This is a genomic window from Paenibacillus sp. FSL R5-0701 (genome assembly GCF_037973995.1).
Taxonomy (GTDB): Bacteria; Bacillota; Bacilli; order Paenibacillales; family Paenibacillaceae; genus Paenibacillus.
Window position 1 is genome coordinate 503676 of record NZ_CP150230.1, and the last position, 22032, is coordinate 525707.

Here is a 22032-nt window from a genome sequence, read left to right on the forward strand (position 1 = left end):
ATGGCCATACCTTTTGGTACGGAACAGTTAAGCATATATTATGGACATTTCCAGGCGGTCAAGCAGATTAGCCTGACGTTTCCTGAAGCAAGCGTAACGGCTCTTATTGGACCATCTGGTTGCGGTAAATCCACGTTCCTCCGGTCGCTGAACCGGATGAACGACGAGATTGCCGGTTCCCGTACAGAGGGACATATCTGGATGGACGGTAACGATCTGAATGAGCCTGGAACCGATGTAATCAAGCTTCGCCAGAAGATTGGCATGGTTTGGCAGAAGCCAAATCCTTTTCATAAGTCCATCTACAACAATATCGCGTTTGGCCCCCGCTACCGCGGTACGAAGAGTAAGAAGGCACTGGATGAAATTGTGGAAAAAAGCTTGCGTCGTGCTGCGCTCTGGGATGAAGTGAAAGACAGACTGCATGAGTCAGCGCTGTCTCTCTCTGGCGGACAACAGCAGCGCCTATGTATCGCTCGCGCTTTGTCTGTTGAACCACAGATTCTGCTGCTCGATGAGCCGGCATCTGCACTTGACCCGGTATCTACGGGTAAAGTTGAAGAGTTGATTACCGAGCTCAAGAAGGAGCTGCGGATCGTTATTGTTACCCATAACATGCAGCAGGCAGCACGCATCTCGGATTATACGGCTTATTTCTATTTGGGAAGCATGATTGAGCACGGGGATACGGAGCATATTTTTACGAACCCGGACAATCGTCTGACGCAAGAATACATTATGGGTCGTTTCGGTTAATTGGATCATGGAGTGTAACATAGAGTAATAGACAGAGAGATTAAGAAATAATAGAGACAAAAGAAAGCACAATGCCTGGACGGTTGTTCGGGGGTTGTGCTTTTTTAATTTATAATTTTAGTGGGATTTTCTGTATGCGGGATAAACATTATGCTACGATATTTAGTGTGAAGAGAACGTTTACATGACTTCGAAGGAGATGTTGATAATCACTACGAATCAGACGTCTTACGACCATATGGCAGCTCAGATTATACAGAACTACACTATTGAGAAACCTGTCGTTTCATATATTCGTCATAATGAGAATCTGACATATCATGTCGTTGATGAAGCAAGCGGGCAGAAGTATCTGCTACGTATCCATCAAGCCGCATATGCCAGTATGACAGGCATTCAGCATACGCTTCCTGCACTGGAGGCGGAGATGAATCTGCTTCATGAGTTAAATGCAACGACAGCATTGCGCGTGCAGCATCCGGTACGGAATGTATCGGGAGACTGGGTCATGGTATGGAAAAGTGAAGCGGGTAAAGAAATCTGCTGTACAGTACTGGAGTGGATTGAGGGAAGGGACATCCAGTAGGGAGAACGCCTGACAACAGAGCAGATCTATGATCTTGGGGCACAACTGCAGATGCTTCATCAATATGGGCGTGAGCAGAATCAGACAGATCGAACAAAGGTGCGGCCGGCATATGGCAATAGCCATGAGAACTTGGTCATGCTAGGGCAGCTAGAGGAAGGTGTCCGACTGGGGATTTTTACAACGGAAGACTTTGATCTGCTTCGTGAGACGTTTGAGAACATTAATGAGCAGTTAGAAACATACCCGCAGCATGCAGGGACATGGGGGATCATTCATGGGGATATTACTCGCAACAATCTGCTGATAACGGAGCAGGGGATTTCCATGATTGATTTTTGTCTACACGGTTATGGTTATTATCTTTTTGATGCCGGAGGGGCAGCACTTATGTTCAATCGGGAGGGACGTGACATATTTTTATCCGGTTATACCCAACAGATCGCACCACTGACGGATCGTGATATTCGATTGATGGAAGGGTTCATGTTGATCTTTACACTGGGTTATTATGCCTTTCAGATGGCGAATGAGTCGAGGCACGAATGGATGAAAGATCGCATGCCGAAGCTGTGCAGCAAGTATTGTAGACCCTATGTACAGAACGAGAGCATCTTCTATGAGTTATGAGGTGTTTCCTTTTCTAGGAGCTATAACTTAGGATTAAGATTGTGAATATTACCTGGGCGTCCTGAACAATCGGGGTGCTCTTTTTGCATGCATTAGATAACGATCGTAATGGACATTTATGAAGAAAGTATAAACTCTGAGGAGAGTCAACTTTTCTTAGCTACAATATAGTCATGGGAGGATGAAGCAGCGATGAGAGACAGCGAGAATATATTGCTGGTGGAGGATGATCCTGAGATTGCCCGTATTTTGAGAGATCATCTACGTCATGAGGGTTATGGGGTAACTTGGGCATCAAGCGGTTTGGAGAGCTGGGAAGACTTTAGGGAGGGAACCTATCAATTAGTCTTGTTGGATCTGATGCTGCCGGAAATGGATGGGTTCACGGTATGCAAAAACATTAGACTGATCAGCGATGTTCCGCTGCTCATGATGAGTGCTCGAATCGAGGAAGAGAGCAAAGTCAGGGGGCTTGGGCTGGGAGCTGACGATTATATTACGAAGCCCTTCAGTCTAACGGAACTTACAGCTCGCATTAAATCTCATCTGAATAGGTACCGCAGATATCAGGGCGTAGAGCCGGATTCAACAGATAGACAGTATAACGATGGGTTATCGATTGATTATTTGAATCAGCGCGCACAGGTTCATGGAGAACATGTGGCACTAACCAACAAGGAATGGGCTTTGCTCATACTGCTTGCTTCTCATCCGGGCCGGGTGTTTACCAAGGCGGAACTGTATGAACATGTCTGGAGTCAGCCAGAGGCGGGGAACTCGAGTACAGTCACAGTTCATGTGAAGAGCCTTCGGGCCAAGCTTGGTGACGAGCCCCATCATCCACGCTGGATTCTGACGGTGTGGGGCAGTGGTTACCGGTTCGTGGGGGAGCCTGAGGAATGAAGTTGAAGTACTGGTTAATGCTTGCCTTCCTCATTGTAATGCTGCTGCCTGTCGCTGCTGGGTGGGCGCTGTACTCCCTGTATAACTATTACAATGATCAGCGTGCCGTAACGGAATATGTAGAGTTGTCCAGACAATTGGCTCCTATTGAACTGGCTTTATCTGACCCGGGACTGTACCAGCTGCACTCGCCTGATGCTTTCGCTGCACTCTCCGAATTGGAGAATGGTCGGGTGAACTTTGATCTGTATTTACCAACAGGGATTCGGGTGTACACATCAGGGGGGAGTACATGGTCTGCTGGAGCTTACACCGTTGGGGGGGCGGAGCTGTATCGTAATTTGTACAACTTACAGATTCGTCATCGTACATTCTCGTTGAAGAAACCCGTATGGGAAAAAGGTGAGTTGGTGGGCATTTACGAAATCGTTATGCTGCGTGGAGATTGGCTGGAAGGCATATCCTTGCGGACTACCTGGGTCATGAGTCTCGCTGCTACTTTCTTTATCCTGTTATACGGAACAATGCTGTGGCTACTATCCCGAAAGCTCTTTCGGCCGATGAAATATCTTATAGAACGAATGGATGCTTTTGCACGGGGAGAGGCTGCTACGGATGTGGTACCTGTTCGTCATGATGAAATGGGCATCTTGCTCCAACAGTTTGATGCAATGCAAGACAAGATCAGACATACTCAGGCCGATGTGGAGAGGGAGCAAAAAGAAAAAGAGCTCATGATCGCCTCGTTATCCCATGATCTGAAAACACCGTTGATGTCCATTAGTGCCTATACGGAAGTACTTAACGGTGATCGTCAACTGAAACGCCTTGAAAGGCAGGAATATCAGGATGTGCTGCTCGGGAATGTGGAGCGGATGAAACAGATGATTAGTGAACTTGAGATGTATACGGCGTTGGGTTCCAGTGAATCGGAGATGGCCATGGTTAAGGTGGAAGGTGAAGAGTTTTTTGATATGCTGCTTGGGAGCTATGAGGGACTTGCCGAGCGTGGTCAGATTGACGTGAAGATGGATGTCCGCACAGATCAACTGTACCGAGTTCATCCCGAACAACTGATGCGCCTGACAGATAATCTGATAAATAATGCACTACGCCACACAAGGACGAACGGTGTAATGGGACTAGGGGTTATTGCTTCAGATTGGGAGCTTCCTGAATGGATTATTCCTTCACTTAGAGCTGAATTGGATAACTACAGGGCGGGAGCAACATTGATCATGGTACAAAACGAAGGTCCTGCTATTCCTGAGGAACAGCTCATTCGTATCTTCGAACCCTATGTTCAACACCAGAATCAGGAGGAGAAGACGTATGCAGGTGGTTCGGGATTGGGATTGAGTATAGCCAAACGGGTTGCAATAAAGCACGGAGGGGATATGCGCATGTGGTCATACGAAGGATATGGAACGCTGGCAGCATGCCGATTGCCTGAACATGGAGAATGTAAACGCAGAGAGGGTGGATAAGATGATGAAAAAAGGATGGATGATGCTGGGTACTGCTGTGTTGGCAGGCGCCCTGCTTGGAGGTTGCGCGGAGAGGGATATGCTGGCTATGTCAGGAGATGAGATGATTGAGAAGGTTGTCTCAGCAGAAACAGAACCCGCCTCGTATTATGCGGAAGGTGTAATGAAGATATGGGCGGATGACAAGCTGACTAACACGATGCAAATTAAGGAATGGGTAGATAGTGAAACCGGACGAAAGCGCACGGAAACATCAGAGAATGGCAATGTCAGTTACGCAGTTAATGATGGAAAGAAGATTATCATATATGAAAAAGAAACAGGGGCAGCATATTCCATGGATGCATCATCTGTGTCACAACAACCTAATCAAACCCAGAAGCAAATATTGCTCGATCAACTAGAGCGGTTACGTACTACGCATGATGTGAATATGATGGGACAGGAGAAACTTCATGGACAGGACGTCATTCATATTGAATTGACACCAAAAGAAGAAGGCGCATTCTCCATATCTTCAGAGTATTGGGTAGATCCCAAAACGTGGATGATTGTCAAAGTAAACAGCGCGTATGGGGATGGAAAATCAGAAATGGTCTATGATCCGATTCAGTATGACCCTGAGTTCACAAAGGATACTTTCGTAATTGATATCCCTAAGGAGGTCGATGTGAAGGACTTGAACGATATGATGCAGAATTCCGAAGTGACCCTAGAGGAAGCGGAAAAAGCGTTGGAACAGCCGTTCCTACAGGACATGAGTGGAGAATTTGAACTATCACGGATCGAAATGTCTACATTGCACGGTGAGCTGAGCAGAGATGAAGTAACCTTGTATTATGTAAGTAACGACAAGGTAGAAGTCAGCCTGACGGTATTCAAGATGCCGGAAGAAAATGTGGACGATACACTAATGCCGGATGAAGCCAAAATTAAGGTTCGTAACACCGAGGGTTCATATATGAAGAGCATTCGGAACATATCATGGAGTGAGAAAGGTTTGCGGTACTCCATCATGGGTGAAAACGAAGGATGGACAAAGGCAAAGCTACAAGCTTGGGCGGAAGAACTGACCCTTCCCAAACCGTCTAGATGAGCTAAAGAATAATAATAAGGTTGCCGCAGAAACGAAGCGGCAGCTTTTTTTGTATATTCTCCTTTTGGTGTGGTGGATATCCATTCGATCTCCTTTCAGTCCATTCCAAAAAGGCAAGAGGGCAACTTCACGTTTACAGTTCAATATGCATATTTATAGAAGACAATCTTGATTTGGTGATGGAGGCAGGAGAAGGGGGCATCGCAGGATGGCTGTTTTATCAACAGGGCCAATAGAAAATAATATAGTGGTGGGAAGCGGCGAGCGTCCTACCCAGAGAATTACGGTAAGGCTGGATAATAGGAATATGATTAGTATTTATACAGTTCTTGTTCAAGGATATTATTTGGTAGGTGTACGCACATTATATATTGAAGAGTTATTCAATGTTCAACCTAATCAGGTAATAACCAAAGATTTTTATGCAAATTTGGACGGGTTTGAATTTGTTTTTACAACGGGCGATGCTACTGTGGAGGATGTGCAGATTTCGGTCTGGGGTAAAAACCAGAATGGAGAACTGGTCACCGCCCACCGTCTCGTATCTGAGGAATTACTGGGTGGATACAGTGCGCTATTTCAGGTGTAACTGGAGCCACTGGCGTGACCGGAGTCACTGGAGGTACTGGGGCTACAGGTGCAACGGGAACGACGGGAGTCACCGGTGTTACAGGTGCGACAGGACTAACGGGGACGACAGGGGTCACTGGAGATACGGGCGTGACAGGACTGACAGGAACGACAGGAGTCACTGGTGCTACAGGTGCAACGGGAGTAACGGGAACGACCGGAGTTACTGGAGATACAGGTGCGACGGGAGTAACGGGAACGACGGGAGTCACTGGAGATACAGGAGCGACAGGACTGACGGGAACGACAGGGGTCACTGGAGATACGGGCGTGACAGGACTGACGGGAACGACTGGAGATACAGGTGCAACAGGTGTGACGGGAGCAACTGGAATTACTGGAGATACAGGCGCGACAGGCGTGACGGGAACGACCGGAATTACTGGAGATACAGGCACGACAGGAGTCACGGGAGCCACCGGAATTACTGGTGATACAGGTGCGACAGGAGTCACGGGAGCCACCGGAGTCACTGGTGATACAGGTGCGACGGGAGCAACCGGAGCCACTGGAGATACAGGTGCAACAGGCGTGACGGGAACGACCGGAATCACTGGAGATACAGGCGCGACAGGCGTGACGGGAACGACCGGAATTACTGGAGATACAGGCGCGACAGGAGTCACGGGAGCCACCGGAATTACTGGAGATACAGGCGCGACAGGAGTCACGGGAGCCACCGGAATTACTGGTATTACAGGTGCGACAGGCGTGACAGGAACGACCGGAGATACTGGTGTTACAGGTGCGACAGGTGTAACGGGAGCAACCGGAATTACTGGTGAAACGGGTGCGACAGGTGTCACAGGCGTTACAGGAACGACCGGAGATACTGGGTCTACAGGTGCAACGGGAGTAACGGGAACGACGGGAGTCACTGGTGTTACAGGCGTAACAGGGGCAACTGGAGGTACCGGGGTTACAGGTGCTACAGGCGTAACGGGAACGACTGGAGTAGCTGGGGTAACTGGTGCTACAGGTGTAACGGGGGCGACCGGAGCTACTGGAGATACAGGTGCAACAGGCGTAACGGGTGCGACCGGAGCTACTGGTGCTACGGGTGCAACGGGAGTTACGGGAAACACGGGAGATACTGGGGTTACAGGTGCAACAGGCGTAACGGGAACGACTGGAGTTACTGGGGTTACAGGCGCGACAGGCGTAACGGGTGCGACCGGAGTAACTGGAGATACGGGTGCAACAGGCGTAACGGGGACGACCGGAGTCACTGGAGATACGGGGGCAACAGGCGTTACAGGAACGACGGGATTCACTGGTGTTACAGGAGCGACAGGACTGACGGGAACGACGGGAGTCACTGGGGCTACAGGTGCGACAGGCGTGACGGGAACAACCGGGACGGCTGGTGTAACGGGAGCAACGGGAGCGACCGGAGTCACTGGTGTTACAGGAGCGACCGGACTGACGGGAACGACAGGGGTCACTGGTGTTACAGGTGCAACGGGAGTAACGGGAACGACGGGAGTCACTGGTGTTACAGGAGCGACAGGACTGACGGGAGCGACCGGAGCCACTGGGGCTACAGGTGCGACCGGATCAACTGCAGCTTCGGCTCCGGCAGACTCTTCCTTGTTTGCTGATAGCCAGACCACGGCGTTGGGTCTTTCATTAGTAGCTGAAACGACGATTCAGACACTTAATGTACCTGTAGTGGCAGGTCAACGCGTGAAAATCGATAATAGTACACAAGTAGCAATAGTTGTAGGGTCTAACTGGAGTATCGCGTATAACATTAACCTGAGACGTAACGGAGTTTTAATTAATCAATTGCAACTCTCACGAACCGGTAATGCTGCCGGCACGTTAAGGTTTCTTTCCTCCAACACTTACGTGGATACATCCCCGGCTACAACGACTAACACATACACGATAAGTATCCAATTTACAACCACTACAAGCGTCACTAGTGCCTCAGCGGAAGTGAGAAATCTGAATGCTATTCGCTTCAGTTAAAATAGACATCGAACTTATGATAATTACACGTTACTTTTGTTGACATATATGATATTGTACATTACTCTATGGGTATACTTGATCAAAAATTTAGAAATATACCAATTCGAATCCAATTAAAATAATACAGCGGATGATAACGAGCGGGAGAGACCTGGCTTAGTCGAGCACAATGGCTAGTGTTCAGGCACCGAAGGAGCAAGCTGCTGCGCACCCGGCGCAGTGGTTAATCTCTCAGGTAAATGTACCATCGTTGGACGCAACTCTGGAGAGTGCGCGAATTGCGCCACCCAAGGGGTATATGATCAGTCTGCCCGGTGACTTTGTCTGTAATTGCAGGCAGTGCACCTTGTCGTGAGACACTACTGATCGTGAAACTCTCAGGTATCGAGGACAGAGAGAGGGCCTAAGGCCTTCTTCTGTCCTTTTTTGATGTCATCATACCCTAAATAAGGGTCATTGTGGATGGAACTCCTGGATCGAAATGACGAATACATTTTACAAAATTGAATCATGATTAATAATGGAGGGTTACAAGGTGCGATTTAAAGATGTTTTCTCAATTATTGGTCCGTCGATGACGGGGCCTTCAAGTTCACATACAGCTGGTGCGGCAAGGTTAGGAAGAATTGCTCGTCAGTGGCTGGGATGTACGCCAGATCGTGCCCGGTTGACGTTATACGGTTCATTCGCTGATACGTATCAGGGGCACGGAACAGACCTGGCACTGATCGGCGGTCTGCTGGACTATGTCACAGACGATCCGCGTATCCCGGATGCGGAGCGATACGCAGAGGAAGCGGGCATGGAGGTTGAGTTTTATACAAGTGGCCTGCCTGCTCCTCATCCAAATACGGTCAAAATTGAGTTGTGGCATGGAGAACGTGCCTGCTCCTTAATCGGTGCATCCATTGGTGGTGGCAGTGTATCAGTGCATTCGATGAATGATTTTCGTGTTCAGATTAGTGGTGAGTTCCCAACACTGGTTCTGCGGCATGCGGATAAAGCGGGCGTACTCGCGTCAGTGACGTCCACGATCAGTTCATCCGGGGTTAACATCGGGTATATGCAGGTGGACCGGAAAGCCCGTGATGGCGAAGCACTCACCGCGATGGAAATGGATGGTGTGCCTAATCCTGATATGCTCAAGCGTCTAAAGGAGCTGGGCCATGTGCTGGACATTCGTGTTATCGATTTGAAGAGCGGAGTTGATTCGGATGCGGTTTAAACATTTGCACGAACTGAATACGATCTGTACAGCAGAATCCAAAACCATCGCTCAGCTGATGATCGAGGAGCAGGTTCAGGAGACCAATACACCGGAAGCGGATGTTGTGAAGCAGATGTCTGAATATTATCAGGTGATGAAGGAAGCGGTACGCAAAGGGTTAACGGAAGATACAACATCACGCAGTGGGTTAACGGGTGGAGACGGTAAAAAAATGGCCGAGTACATTCGCAAGGGTGAGACTTGTTCAGGAGATGCTTCCGCACTTGCCATGGCGTATGCCCTGTGTGTATCTGAAGTGAATGCCTCCATGGGCCGGATTGTGGCAACACCAACAGCCGGTTCCTGTGGTATTATCCCGGGTGTGTTTATCAGTTCACAGGAGCGATTTGGCTGGACGGATGAACATTTGGTGAACGGGTTGTTCTGTGCGGGAGCAATTGGTTATGTTATTGCCAACAATTCATTTATCTCCGGTGCCGAAGGTGGCTGTCAGGCGGAAGTGGGTTCCGCTATTGGCATGGCTGCGGGTGCCATGGTTGAACTGCGTGGAGGTACACCGGAACAGGTCGTTCATGCCGTTGGTTTGGCGTTAAAAAATACACTGGGCCTTATCTGCGATCCGGTCGCAGGCCTCGTTGAAATCCCGTGCATCGTCCGTAATGGACTGGGTGCAGTCACGGCGCTGGCTGCGGCTGACATGGCCCTGGCCGGAGTGCGTAGTGCTATTCCATCAGATGAAGTCATCGACGTTATGCTGGAAGTAGGCAGTGCGATGCCGAGCCGCCATCGGGAGACAGCCCAGGGCGGGTTGGCCCAGACGCCAACCGGCCGCAAAATGATGCAAAAGCTGGCTAAACCAAAGGCAAAGCGTGCAGAGCCTGAGCCGGAGTCGAAGCCAGCAGATTCTGACACAACTACAAGTGGGGCGGACAATGCTCAAGTGGACAAGGATACTCAGGTTTAAGCTGAACCGGGACCACCTATATATAAATCAGTGACATTATTATGTATAACGGCGAATACAAAAATACAAAAACAAGCGTCCGCGAACCCGAATCCGGGTTATGCAGGACGCTTGTTTTATGCTGCAGATGAAGCGAAGATAGGCTACTTAGATGTGGCTCAGACGTATGTGTATTATAACTCTAGTCCTGGCTCACAGCCGTACTTAATACGGCATATCCATACGCGGGCAGTTCAATGGAGAGTACGCCATCTTCCTTGGCGGTACGATGGTTTCCGCCGAATAACTCGGTCCATTCCTCGTCACCGGCCTCCAGCTCGACAATAGCCGTCTCTTCTGATCGATTGAACAGAACCAGAATTCGTTCCTCCTTACTTTGCCGCTCCAATACCAGTTGGCTGCCATCGGGACGAGCCTGGAGAAAACGAACGGTGCCTTCTGCACGCAGGGCAGGATGAGCATGACGCAAGGAGATCAGTTTCTGATAAAAGTCGAACAACTCTCGGTCCTGCTTCGCTTCATCCCATTCCATGCATTTACGGCAGCCCGGATCATGTTCACCGTCCATGCCAATCTCGTCTCCGTAATAGATGCATGGCGCGCCCATGTAACTGAACTGGAATAACGCAGCCAGCTTCATCTTGCGCTGGTCGCCTTCACACAGCGTGAGCAGCCGCGGGGTATCGTGGCTGTCCAGCAAGTTAAACGCCACTTCGCTGGCCTGAAGCGGATAACGGGATAACTGTCGCCCGATGGAGTTTGCGAATTGCTCGGCGTGCATTGTATTTTTCACAAAGAAAGCATTCACGGCATCGGTAAAAGGGTAGTTCATGGATGCATCGAACTGGTCACCTTGCAGCCAGGAGGAAGACTCGTTCCATACTTCGCCCAGAATGTAAGCATCCGGATTAGCCGCTTTGACTACACGGCGGAAATCACGCCAGAATGCATCGTCCACTTCGTCTGCCACATCCAGCCGCCACCCGTCCGCACCCACTTCCTTGATCCAATACTCGGCAACCTCCAGCAGATAGGCCTTCACCTCGGCATTCTCCGTATTGAGCTTTGGCATATGCGCTTCGAATCCGAAGGTCTCATACGTTGGAATGCCATCCTTCACGTCCAGCGGGTATTCGTGTACATGGAACCAGTCCTTGTATTTGGATTGCTCGCCGTTCTTCTGCACATCCACAAACGGCGCAAATGTCTTCCCGGAATGGTTGAACACAGCATCCAGAAGTACGCGAATTCCACGTGCATGGCACAGCTCGACCAGTCTTTTCACGGTGTCTGCGTCACCAAAGTGCCGGTCTACCCGCAGATAGTCCTCGGTATCGTATTTGTGATTGGTGGTGGCTTCGAAGATGGGTGTGAAGTAGATCGCATTAATGCCAAGATCGCTGATGTAATCCAGATGGTCGATCACGCCCTGAAGGTCACCGCCGAAGAAATTGAAAGGTGTTGGCTCACCGCCCCACGGCTCTACCTTTTCCGGACTAATATCCGGGTTGCCGTTGGCGAATCGTTCGGGAAAAATCTGATAGAACACCGCATCCTTAACCCACGCAGGGGTTGTGAATACAGCTCCGGCATGAATATAAGGGAACTGGAACATACGACCTGGATCGTCCGGTTCTTCTTCCTGGAAGCCCGTCTCGGTCATCCAGATCTGTTCGTCTCCGTTTCTGAGCAGAAAAGAGTATTTCAGTCGGTGGTAGGGAGGTTTCACCTCACCCTCGTAATAATCGAACATGGAGTCAGAGGTGAACTTTGTTAAAGGAACCAGCGCTTTGGTTGCATCCCACGAATATTTATCCCCGGTCAGGGCATGTACCTCGGTCAGATCATTCTTTTTGGCACGCAAACGCAGATGGATTGTATCTTGGTCATAGGCATAGGCCCAGTTTCGTTTCGGTTGATGATAGATGGCTTCCAGCAGCATAATGAATTTCCTCCCGTCAGGTGTGGATATAGTATGTACTTGGTAGACTTGATTAATATGACATTCCCCACGTTAATGAATACGCTATAATTAGAATGTGTGGTAACGTAAAGGACTTCAACATTGTTTCAACAAGACATGAATCCATATGTTATAGACAGCTTTTATTATGATGATGCTCAGATATATCATTAACCCAATGAGGGCAGAAAGGAAACGAATATTCGGATGAAAACCAAACTGTTATATATTGAAGATGATACGGAAATTGCGACTTGGGTCAGAGCCGATCTGGAGGAGCGCGGTTATGAGGTGGTATGGCTCGGCAGTGGTGAAGGTGCAGCGGAGGCTGCTATCGGTTGCTCACTCATTATTCTGGATGTCATGCTGCCCGGGCTGGATGGATTTACGGTGGGCCAGCGACTGAAAAAAGAGCATCCCGCGGTGCCGATTGTCATGCTCTCGGCCAGAACGTCCATTGACGACAAGTTGCACGGTCTTGATTTTGCCGATGACTATGTGACCAAACCATTTCACCCCGATGAACTGGCTGCCCGGATTGAAGTACAACTGCGGAAGGCGGGAACTGCGGTCTCATCGGATACAGCCCTGAAGCTGGATCATCTCTCCATCTATGAGAAGGACAACCGAATCGTGAATGAGGAGACGGGAAATGAGATTATTTTATCGGGAAAACAGTTCCACATCTTCGCCTACCTGCTACGACATATGGGCATGATTCGAACGAAAGAACAGATCTATGAAGCCGTCTGGAACGAGCCCTATCTGGATGGGGACAAAACTTTAATGGTACATATTCGACATCTACGCGAAAAGTTGGAGCTTGATCCGGCCAATCCTGTAGTTATTCAGACGGTCCGCGGTGTAGGATATCGTGTGAAGAAGCCATGATCCGCTGGTTCAGCAAACGGAAGATCATGAAGGGAGAACGAAGCATGGATCAAAAACAATCCGGGGGGCGCAAGCTTCGCTTTGGGCGGTCCTTGATGTCCAGATACATCCTCCTGATCTTGGCGGCTGTATTATTTGTGCCCGTTGTGCTTCCGATTATATCCGTTATATATATTGTTGTAGTGAATAACACGGACACGAATAAGAACCGAGCTGCACCTTACGGTGATGTTACCCGGATCAGTAACATCTGGTCACGTGAATCGAAGAACCTGGATGGTGCTTCGGATGAAGAGATTAAGGCCCGGTTGGAGCGATTACATGACTCATATCCCAAATCTTCCATGTATCATGTGAATGTGAGCGGTGAGACCCTCTTTATTCTTGGGGGTGAAGATGTAACACTTCTGAAATCCACGTCGCCGGATGGCAGGACAGATACGACATTGAGATGGTCACTGGATTCCGGGCACACGGCAGAGACTCATATTCCATCCTTATGGAATGCGAACAATACAGTGCAATTCATGAAAGAAGCTACCTATCGCGATCCACTGACCGTAGTTGCATATATTGGCGGAGATGAGCAGGACAAAGGACAGGGATTCATCATCATTGAAGTGCCGCGGTCACTTCTGCAAATGAATCAGAGTAACTGGCCGATGGAACTTTTGTATCTTGGTATCGTAATGACCCTCATCTTTCTGATCTTCATCATTATGTCGATTCTTTTCTTCGCACGTATTCGCAAACGACTTATTCGTTTGCAGACGGCCATGATGACCACAGGCAAGGAAGGCCTCCCGCTTCCGGTAGATATCCGACGGTCAGACGAGATCGGCCAACTGGAGGAATCCTTCAATCAGATGGTTCATCAACTATCCGACAGCCGCCACCGTGAACGCGAGGAAGAACAATTGCGCAAACGTCTCATTGCGGGGCTTTCCCACGATCTGCGTACCCCGTTAACGGTGATTCGTGGACATATGCATGCTTTGCACAAGGAAGAGCTGAGCGAGCAAGGGGACCGTTCACTACATCGCATGGAAGCAAAGATGGAGGACCTCGGCGGGCTCATTGACAACATGTTATCCTACAATTTGCTCACCAGTGGGAAATATACACTGAAGCTGGAAGAGAAAGATATACTGCGGATCGTCAGGGAAACGGCGGCTGCCTGGTACCCGGTCTGGGAGAAAGAACAATTTGAGATTGATATTGACCTGCCAGAGGAACCGCTGATCTGGCATATGGATGAACAGGGCATGCGCCGTATTCTTGATAATTTGTTCCAAAACGTGATCCGTCATGCCGCCAGCGGGAAATATATTGGTATATCAACTCAGGAGATTCAGGGTGAGACGGCCATCGTTATTCAGGATCGGGGTCCGGGAATGCAACCGAATTCCGACACAAAAGGCACAGGCCTAGGTTTATCCATTGTAGACCTGTTGATTCGTGAGATGGGTCTGCGCAAGCGGGTAGACAGTTCCGATACGGGTGTCCAGACATATATCTACAGTGGTAAGGGAAACCGGGAAACAACAAACCGCTGAAATTGCTTTTTTAAACTAAACTTAAACTAGAGACTACTTTGGCTTTAACCTTGGAAGGTTACGATAGTTCCGAGGTGATCATACAGTGAGTGAAAATATTATTCAAACGGCGAATTTATGGAAAACATACCGGGACCGTGCAGCGGTCCGTGAACTTGATCTGCATATTAAAAAGGGAGATATCTACGGCTTCCTCGGTCCCAACGGCGCCGGCAAAACAACAACGATTCGCATGCTTCTCGGCTTGATTAAACCAACCAAAGGCGTGATCCGTGTCTTCGACAAGGATATCCGCAAGGATCGCATGGATATATTGCGCCGTGTGGGTTCCTTGGTCGAATACCCATCCTATTACGGACATCTGAACGCAGTAGAGAATCTGGAAACTTTGCGCCGCATCATCAATGTACCCAAATCAAGAATTGCTGAAGTGCTGTCCATTGTAGATCTGACCAAGGATGCCAAACGTTCAGTGAAGGGGTATTCCCTTGGGATGAAGCAACGTCTGGGTATTGCTAGCGCTTTGCTGGGTGAACCGGAGTTACTGATTCTGGACGAACCAACGAATGGACTTGATCCTGCCGGTATTCAGGAGATTCGGGAACTGATCAAACGCATGCCTCTGGAACATGGCATTACCGTTCTGGTTTCCAGCCACTTGCTGAGTGAAGTCGAACAGATGGCAAGTCGTGTTGGTATAATCCGTGAAGGCAAGATGGTGCTTCAGGATACTATCGCAAGTCTGCATAGTCAGACGGGCAGCTCTATCCGGTTAACGGTTTCCGAGCCGGAAGAGGCTATGAAGCTGGCGAGAGAACAGGGACAATTTGGTCAGCAGCAAGGTTCTGCGTTAACGTTCCCTTATATGGATAACAGTTCAGTGGCACTGCTTGTGCGCCGATTAATTGAGCAGGATCATGATGTGTATCGTGTAGAGGAACAGCGTCAGTCGCTGGAAGATCTGTTCATGCGGGTCATTGGCGAGGGGGCGTCCATATGACCGGGCGTGCATTATCGTCAGACTGGCTCAAGATTCGGGGGAAAGGGATCTGGTTTCTTGTTTTTCTGGCCCCTCTTGGATTAACAGCGATGCAGGCGCTTAATTTTGGCTTACGGCTGGGCTATCTGAAAGAGCAGTATGCAGATAACCTGTGGGGCGGATTGCTTGGCAATGTGGTTGTCTTTGTGCCCTTGTCTCTGATGCTGGGAGCAACCATTCTCAGCTCCATGATCGCTAATGTCGAACATGAACAGGGATCGTGGAAACAGTTGCTCGCGATGCCTATTCCCAGACCAGCCGTGTATTTAGCCAAGTTCCTGCTTGCTTGTGTGCTGCTGGTGATCTCCTGCCTGCTGTTAACCGCAGGCATTGTGGGTCTGGGTCTGATCCTCGGATTCCATGCCAGCGAAATACCTTGGACACATGCGATCAAGCTGGGTCTATTGCCTTTGGCTGGTGCACTTCCGGTGTTATCACTGGAGTTGTGGCTCACAATGGTTAACAAGAATCAGGCGCTTCCCGTCACCCTGGGCATCGTTCTCGCGATAACGGGTATGTTCTCACTCAGTATCTCACCGATCTTTCCGCTCGCATGGGCACAGATGGCCTGGAATGGGCCTAATCCTTACCTGTATGCAGGCATGGGGGCAGGTCTGGGGTTATTAATCCTGTTGCTGGGTATGATGCATTTTAGCCGGAAGGATGTGGCCTGATATGAGCTTTGCGACAACGTATTTCCGAATTTTGTCCGCTGAACGATTGAAAATGAGCAAATCGCCCATATGGCTCCTGATTCTGCTGAGTCCACTCATTGCGCTGCTCATCGGACTGTTGTCCACGCCATCGGGCAATTGGCAGGTATTGATGACCACAATGGTTTTCCTGCACGGATTGTTATTGTTACCGATGCTGACTGGCGTGTTTACGTCCTTTGTCTGCCGTTTCGAACATGCAGGTGGAGGGTGGAAGCAGATGCTGGTTTTGCCGCTCACACGTTCAGGTGTATATGCAGGTAAACTGACGATTGTACTCATGCTTCTGGCGGGTACACAAGTATTATTGCTGATGTCCATTCTGCTGGCAGGCATGATTCACGGCATTACGATGCCAGTACCTTGGGGATTCTTGGTAGGCAAACTACTGCTTGGGTTGCTGGCCTGTGTACCCTTGGCTGCCCTGCAGATGTTCGTTTCATTGGTGTGGAGCAGCTTTGCCGCACCGCTCGCACTGAATTTTGCACTGACCATACCGAATATTCTCATTGTAAACTCGGCGACATATGGGCCGTATTATCCATGGGCACAACCGATGATTCTGATGACACCCGTGGACGGCGGAGGTTTCGGAGCCTACAACGTGCCACTGATGACGATGCTGGCGGTTGTTGGAGGCAGTGCTGTTATTTTTATTGGAATCGGCATGATGTATTTTGCGAAAAAAGAAATCTGAATAATTCGTTACACACTTGGTTATCGTAGATCAAAATCCTCTTAAAGCAAAACATGCAAACTCCATTGTATGTAGGCTTCAGGAGGATTTTTTCTAATGTCTGACCCACCCATCATGAATGGTCAACTCGCTAACGAATCTGAGGAGTCTTAATCAAGGATTTGAAGTGATCTCAGAAATCTAAGGAACCTGAGACATGTTATATCCAATGAAACAACTGATTGCAGCGTTTATGACAGGAGATTATGGGGATTAACGTGTCTGATGTTCTTTAAAATTTACAAAGGGCGCATGGACGCCAAATAAGATGTCCTGAGTTCTTTAGAAAATCGTTTAGTCACAGCTGACTTGAAATTGAACTTCAAGCTTGTTAGAGGCTTACTTGATCCTTATAAATTGTCTGCCTTTGAAGACACCTCCTGAGTAATATCAAAATTCCAAGTATTACCTCACACATCATGTGAATTGAATCATAGATTGTAAGCAAAATGAGACGAGAATCTGGTAAAATAAAAAAAACTGTTTCTAGGTTGGCTTACATGGTTATTCGAGGGTAGGCCTATTTCTAAGGAACTAAAAAGATTCCTGTTGTTAGATGTAGATATCGGCTGAGAAAAGAGGGGTAAGCCTTGGATGTTAATAAAACGGAAACCCTGAAGCGCATTATTTCTGAGGGAAGTTCTTACCAATCACTGTTTTTTAACCATCCGGATGCCATTTATGTAATGGATATCCGTGGAAACTATATTGATGCTAATCCCTCGGTAGAGCGGATATCAGGGTATACACTGGATGACTTGATTCGTATGAATCAGAGTGAGATCTGTCCTCCGGACAGTGAAAATTCACGCAAAGAATATATTAAAGAGGTACTGGCTGGACGTTCAGTCAGTAATCCCATTACTTTTTATCATAAAGATGGTTCCCTGAAACAGGCAGAGATAACGTATGTGCCTATCACAGAGAGTGATGAAGTTGTCGGCATATACGGCATTGCCAAAGATGTTACCGATATCCTAAAAGTGCAACGTGAGCTTAAGGAGGCACAGGAGAAATATCAGGTGCTGGCTGACCACGCACAAGATCTGATTACAACTTGTGCTAAGGATGGCGAGTTGTTATACGTCTCCCCTTCCGTGTACACCTTACTGGGTTATAAGCCGGAGGAAGTCATAGGAAAGTCCTTCAAGGATTATTGTTATCCGGGAGATTATCCGGACCCTATGGATCTCTCCAAGATCGGCAATGGCTGCAAGATGCGTGTGTTGCACAAGAAGGGACATTATATCTGGATGGAGACATTGGCGAAACCTGTGGCTGGAGAGCGTGGCAAGAGTGTCCAGATTGTCAGCATCAGCAGGGATATTACTCAGCATAAGGATGCAGACAGACGTCTTCGGGAAAGCCGTCAGCGATACAGATCGCTGTTCGAACATAATCCGGCGGCGGTGTATTCATTGAATCTGGATGGCAAATATAGTGCGGTGAACAGCAAGCTGGTCCAAATGCTGGATGTTCCGCGCAATAAGCTTATTGGCAAATCGTTTTTGTCCAATCTGGATAAATGTGAAGTTCAACACGGTCAAACGAACTTTGACAAGGTTAAGCAAGGCGATCCGCAATATTATGAGACCCGAATCGTCAATTCAAGTGGTCGGAAGATCGAAGTATCTGTTACGAATGTGCCCATTATTGTGGATAAGGAAATGGTAGGTGTCTATGGGATCGTGTCCGATATTACCGAGCGCAAGGAATATACGGAACGGATTCAGGAGCTTAGCAAGCAACATGAGTTGATTCTCAACACGGTTACGGAAGGAATATATGGTTTGGATGCGGATGGCATCACCATGTTTATGAATCCTGCAGCAGCTTCGATGTTCGGTTATGAGGCGAAAGAATTCATTGGCAAAAACTCACATCCTATTATCCATCACACCCGTGCAGACGGAAGTCATTTCCCAAAAGAAGAGTGCCCGATTCACATGACTGTGTTGGATGGACAGAGACGTTCAATCAAAGAAGATGTATTCTGGCGTAAAGATGGCAGCAGCTTTCTGGTGCAATATCAGGTGACGCCAATTATTGAACAGGGACAGATTCAGGGCGCGGTGGTTGTGTTCAATGATGTGACTGGCGAACGTGAAATTGTACGTGCCAAAGAGACAGCTGAGCTGGCAGCTCAGGCCAAGTCAGAATTTCTGTCGATGGTTAGCCATGAGATCCGGACACCGATGAACGGGATCGTGGGGATGACAGAATTGTTGATCGGCACCGATTTATCGGAAGAACAGCGTGAATATGCCGAGATTATTCGAGACAGCGGCGATGCTCTGCTGAACATCCTTAATGATATTTTGGACTTCAGTAAGCTGGAATCCGGGAAAATGGCACTGGCTTATGAACCATTTGCATTACGCAAGATGCTGGAACAGGTTGCCGAACTGTTTAAACCGCGTGCAGATGAGAAACATCTGGAGATCAGATATCGCCTCAATCCAAGCATCCCTGAGTTCATGGTCGGTGACGCTATACGTATCCGGCAGATTCTGGTGAACTTGGTTGGCAATGCGCTCAAGTTCACAGATCAGGGAAGCATTGATGTTAACGTGGATATTATCAAGGGCAGAAAGCCTGAAGACAGCGTTCTTGATTTTGCGGTGCAAGACACGGGAATTGGCATCCCGGCTGACAAGCTGGATCAGTTGTTTCAGTCCTTCTCTCAACTACATCCGGTGATTAACCGGATGTATGGTGGTACCGGACTGGGACTGGTCATCTCCAAGCGACTCGTGGAGATCATGGGAGGCAGTATCAGTGTCGAGAGTATAGAAGGGGAGGGCTCAACCTTCCGGTTTGCTGTTCCTGCGGCGAGTGTAGATGCTTCAGCAGAACAGACAGCAAGTCAGTTCCATCATGATCGCACACGTCAAAGTGACAAGGTCGCCATGCGTATTCTGGTGGCGGAGGATCATCCTGTGAACCGGAAGATTTTGCGAGAATATCTGGAGAAGCTCGGATATCACGCAGATGTATGTACCAATGGTGTGGAGGCAATTGATGCCATCTCTCAGAATGCTTATGATATTGTCCTGATGGATATTCATATGCCTGTGATGGATGGACTGAAGGCGACAGACCTGTTACGCCGCCTAATTCCACAGGATCGCATACCTCCAATCATCGCAGTTACAGGTAATGCCAAACGTGAAGACAAGGAAGCTTGTCTGGAGATGGGTATGCGTGACTTCATTAGCAAACCGGTTATGCTGAGTGAGTTGAAGCGAGTGTTACAGCAATGGGGACCAAGGGACGAACCTCAACTTGCACCGAATTGAACAACAGCTCAAATCAATTATGAAATTGATTCATCTGGCTGTGAAAAATAATAAACGCAAACATGCCAATAAGACTCCTCGCATGGAGTATTATTGGCATGTTTGCGTTGGTAGGCTTTTGAAGTTGAGCCGAAGCATACAAAGTGGAGTTGTATAGGAATGGCTTATACCAGTGTCAGACGATTGATATTACCAGATAGGATTTCACAGGAACTGTTGAATTTCTCACGTTCCGTTGCATCCAGATTCAATTCGATAATCTCTTGAATGCCATTGCCACCGATGATTGCAGGAACACCGACGCAAACGTTGTGTTGCTCGTACTCTCCGTCCAGAATAGCCGATACGGCGATGATCTTGTGTTCGTCATTGAGGATGGAACGAGTGATGTGCGCGAGGGCATTGCCGATTCCGAATTGGGTAGAACCTTTACGGGTAAAGATCTCCCAGCCGGCATCCTTTGTTTTGCGTGCAATATCGTCCAGATCCAGATGTTTGAAGCGTTCCTTGTGCTGATCCATGATGTGCATAATCGGTTTGCCACCGATGGTCACATGCGACCAGGCCACGAACTGGGATTCTCCATGCTCCCCGAGAGCATAACCGTGCACACTGCGTGGGTCGATGGAGAAGACTTCAGACAGCAGCGTTTTGAGCCTTGAAGAGTCAATAGACGTTCCTGTGCCGATGACATGCTCACGCGGAAGACCAGATAATTTCCATACCATATAAGTTACTATGTCAACCGGATTGGCAGCGACGACAAAAATCCCGTTAAATCCACTGTTCATGATCGGGACCACGATGTCTTTGGTAATCGATTCCGCTTCCCCCAGAATATCCAGCCGTGTCTGTCCTGGCTTGGGATTCGCCCCGGCAGTTAAGACAATAACATCCATATTGCCACAATCGGCGTACGTGCCTGCATATACCTTGGTGCGGTTATGTGTGAAGTCCATACAATGGGAAAAATCCAATGCCTGTGCTACAGCACGGTCATACGTCCGGTCCACCATCATAATTTCCCTGCATATCGATTGATTAATCATGGAATACGCACAACTTGAACCGACAAGACCCGCCCCGATCACCGCTACTTTGCCTGATTTGCCTAACACTGCCTTCAGCCCCCATTTAGATTGATATTTATCCGTTACTCATGCGTTCTATGTTAAGTATAGTCTTTTATTTTATGCTGGAATGTACTTCTACGTTACATAAGATAACACATGAAAAAGCTGTACAGCAATGATATCCGCTATCACGGGAGCGTATTGGAGTAAAGGAGTTAACAAAATTGACATGAATAATTCATAATCATATGATTTGACGGCATTTGCACCTGTGTCATTCGACATGACAGCATTCATGCTTGTTGTCGGATTGGGGGTTATTTGTGCGGATCATATACCTGACAAAACTTCTTAGGAATCCGCAGAAACAGAACAAAACCGCCAAAGGGATCTGCTGAGAAGCTGACGAATACATACGGACAAGCAAAAGATAAGCATACTTGATCCATGAGACAGGTTGCCCCGATCCGATGACGGTTCCAAAAAGGAACGCTGAAGCCATAAT

Annotated in this window: 18 protein-coding genes and 1 riboswitch; of the genes, 16 read left to right on the forward strand and 2 right to left on the reverse strand. The window is 48.4% G+C overall.

What is annotated here, in order from left to right; translation table 11 throughout:
* The 10 genes from pstB (at position 1) to sdaAA (ending at position 10257) form a co-directional block, all read left to right on the forward strand.
* Positions 1–756 carry a phosphate ABC transporter ATP-binding protein PstB gene (gene pstB, locus MKZ13_RS02440; protein ID WP_036616781.1) on the forward strand — a complete coding sequence of 252 codons (756 nt, stop codon included), beginning with the start codon at positions 1–3 and terminating at the stop codon, positions 754–756.
* 184 nt (positions 757–940) lie between these two features.
* Entirely contained in the window at positions 941–1342 is a 402-nt protein-coding gene (locus MKZ13_RS02445) for a hypothetical protein (protein ID WP_339181490.1), read from the forward strand.
* 24 nt (positions 1343–1366) lie between these two features.
* Entirely contained in the window at positions 1367–1972 is a 606-nt protein-coding gene (locus MKZ13_RS02450) for a phosphotransferase (protein WP_339185301.1), read from the forward strand.
* A gap of 192 nt (positions 1973–2164) precedes the next feature.
* Complete coding sequence (locus tag MKZ13_RS02455) at positions 2165–2875, forward strand: response regulator transcription factor (protein WP_339181492.1); 711 nt, start codon at positions 2165–2167, stop codon at positions 2873–2875.
* A complete protein-coding gene (locus MKZ13_RS02460; RefSeq protein ID WP_339181494.1) occupies positions 2872–4362 on the forward strand; it encodes a HAMP domain-containing sensor histidine kinase in 1491 nt (496 codons plus the stop codon). Before MKZ13_RS02455 ends, MKZ13_RS02460 begins: the two co-directional genes overlap by 4 nt.
* Entirely contained in the window at positions 4298–5458 is a 1161-nt protein-coding gene (locus MKZ13_RS02465) for a hypothetical protein (protein ID WP_339181496.1), read from the forward strand. The genes MKZ13_RS02460 and MKZ13_RS02465 overlap by 65 nt, the downstream gene beginning before the upstream one ends.
* 208 nt (positions 5459–5666) lie before the next feature.
* Positions 5667–6047 (forward strand): hypothetical protein, encoded by a 381-nt coding sequence (locus MKZ13_RS02470; RefSeq protein ID WP_339181499.1) that lies wholly within the window; start codon positions 5667–5669, stop codon positions 6045–6047.
* Positions 6048–6178: 131 nt separating this feature from the next.
* Positions 6179–8062: a collagen-like triple helix repeat-containing protein gene (locus MKZ13_RS02475; RefSeq protein ID WP_339185303.1), complete on the forward strand. Its 1884-nt coding sequence runs from the start codon at positions 6179–6181 to the stop codon at positions 8060–8062.
* Positions 8063–8196: 134 nt separating this feature from the next.
* A riboswitch (glycine riboswitch) is annotated at positions 8197–8321 on the forward strand.
* A 279-nt stretch (positions 8322–8600) separates the two neighbouring features.
* Positions 8601–9290 carry an L-serine ammonia-lyase, iron-sulfur-dependent subunit beta gene (sdaAB, locus tag MKZ13_RS02480; RefSeq protein WP_339181501.1) on the forward strand — a complete coding sequence of 230 codons (690 nt, stop codon included), beginning with the start codon at positions 8601–8603 and terminating at the stop codon, positions 9288–9290.
* A complete protein-coding gene (sdaAA, locus tag MKZ13_RS02485; protein WP_221823752.1) occupies positions 9280–10257 on the forward strand; it encodes an L-serine ammonia-lyase, iron-sulfur-dependent, subunit alpha in 978 nt (325 codons plus the stop codon). The genes sdaAB and sdaAA overlap by 11 nt, the downstream gene beginning before the upstream one ends.
* Before the next feature lie 181 nt (positions 10258–10438).
* Here the strand turns inward: sdaAA and MKZ13_RS02490 are convergent, their stop codons facing one another.
* The gene (locus tag MKZ13_RS02490; protein ID WP_339181503.1) at positions 10439–12199 is read right to left on the reverse strand and encodes an alpha-glycosidase; all 1761 of its coding nucleotides are present in this window, start codon (positions 12197–12199) and stop codon (positions 10439–10441) included.
* Between the two features lie 228 nt (positions 12200–12427).
* Here MKZ13_RS02490 and MKZ13_RS02495 point away from each other — a divergent pair, with 228 nt between their 5' ends.
* The 6 genes from MKZ13_RS02495 (at position 12428) to MKZ13_RS02520 (ending at position 20454) form a co-directional block, all read left to right on the forward strand.
* Positions 12428–13111: a response regulator transcription factor gene (locus MKZ13_RS02495; protein WP_221823748.1), complete on the forward strand. Its 684-nt coding sequence runs from the start codon at positions 12428–12430 to the stop codon at positions 13109–13111.
* 44 nt (positions 13112–13155) lie between these two features.
* Positions 13156–14667, forward strand: a complete 1512-nt coding sequence (locus tag MKZ13_RS02500) for a HAMP domain-containing sensor histidine kinase (protein WP_339181508.1) — start codon at positions 13156–13158, stop codon at positions 14665–14667.
* Positions 14668–14752: 85 nt separating this feature from the next.
* Positions 14753–15667: an ABC transporter ATP-binding protein gene (locus MKZ13_RS02505; RefSeq protein WP_036672188.1), complete on the forward strand. Its 915-nt coding sequence runs from the start codon at positions 14753–14755 to the stop codon at positions 15665–15667.
* Positions 15664–16380, forward strand: a complete 717-nt coding sequence (locus MKZ13_RS02510) for an ABC transporter permease (protein WP_339181510.1) — start codon at positions 15664–15666, stop codon at positions 16378–16380. Before MKZ13_RS02505 ends, MKZ13_RS02510 begins: the two co-directional genes overlap by 4 nt.
* Position 16381: 1 nt before the next feature.
* Entirely contained in the window at positions 16382–17116 is a 735-nt protein-coding gene (locus MKZ13_RS02515) for an ABC transporter permease (protein WP_339181512.1), read from the forward strand.
* Between the two features lie 629 nt (positions 17117–17745).
* Positions 17746–20454: a PAS domain S-box protein gene (locus MKZ13_RS02520; protein WP_339181515.1), complete on the forward strand. Its 2709-nt coding sequence runs from the start codon at positions 17746–17748 to the stop codon at positions 20452–20454.
* Between the two features lie 164 nt (positions 20455–20618).
* Here the strand turns inward: MKZ13_RS02520 and MKZ13_RS02525 are convergent, their stop codons facing one another.
* Entirely contained in the window at positions 20619–21572 is a 954-nt protein-coding gene (locus tag MKZ13_RS02525; protein WP_339181518.1) for an L-lactate dehydrogenase, read from the reverse strand.
* Positions 21573–22032: the final 460 nt, after the last annotated feature.

What these genes read in the sequence shown, in the direction of transcription:
- pstB (WP_036616781.1), top strand. Translation starts at nt 1, where the DNA reads ATGGCCATACCTTTTGGTACGGAACAGTTAAGCATATATTATGGACAT.
- MKZ13_RS02445 (WP_339181490.1), top strand. Translation starts at nt 941, where the DNA reads ATGACTTCGAAGGAGATGTTGATAATCACTACGAATCAGACGTCTTAC.
- MKZ13_RS02455 (WP_339181492.1), top strand. Translation starts at nt 2,165, where the DNA reads ATGAGAGACAGCGAGAATATATTGCTGGTGGAGGATGATCCTGAGATT.
- MKZ13_RS02460 (WP_339181494.1), top strand. Translation starts at nt 2,872, where the DNA reads ATGAAGTTGAAGTACTGGTTAATGCTTGCCTTCCTCATTGTAATGCTG.
- MKZ13_RS02465 (WP_339181496.1), top strand. Translation starts at nt 4,298, where the DNA reads ATGGAACGCTGGCAGCATGCCGATTGCCTGAACATGGAGAATGTAAAC.
- MKZ13_RS02470 (WP_339181499.1), top strand. Translation starts at nt 5,667, where the DNA reads ATGGCTGTTTTATCAACAGGGCCAATAGAAAATAATATAGTGGTGGGA.
- sdaAA (WP_221823752.1), top strand. Translation starts at nt 9,280, where the DNA reads ATGCGGTTTAAACATTTGCACGAACTGAATACGATCTGTACAGCAGAA.
- MKZ13_RS02490 (WP_339181503.1), bottom strand. Translation starts at nt 12,199, where the DNA reads ATGCTGCTGGAAGCCATCTATCATCAACCGAAACGAAACTGGGCCTAT.
- MKZ13_RS02495 (WP_221823748.1), top strand. Translation starts at nt 12,428, where the DNA reads ATGAAAACCAAACTGTTATATATTGAAGATGATACGGAAATTGCGACT.
- MKZ13_RS02500 (WP_339181508.1), top strand. Translation starts at nt 13,156, where the DNA reads ATGGATCAAAAACAATCCGGGGGGCGCAAGCTTCGCTTTGGGCGGTCC.
- MKZ13_RS02510 (WP_339181510.1), top strand. Translation starts at nt 15,664, where the DNA reads ATGACCGGGCGTGCATTATCGTCAGACTGGCTCAAGATTCGGGGGAAA.
- MKZ13_RS02515 (WP_339181512.1), top strand. Translation starts at nt 16,382, where the DNA reads ATGAGCTTTGCGACAACGTATTTCCGAATTTTGTCCGCTGAACGATTG.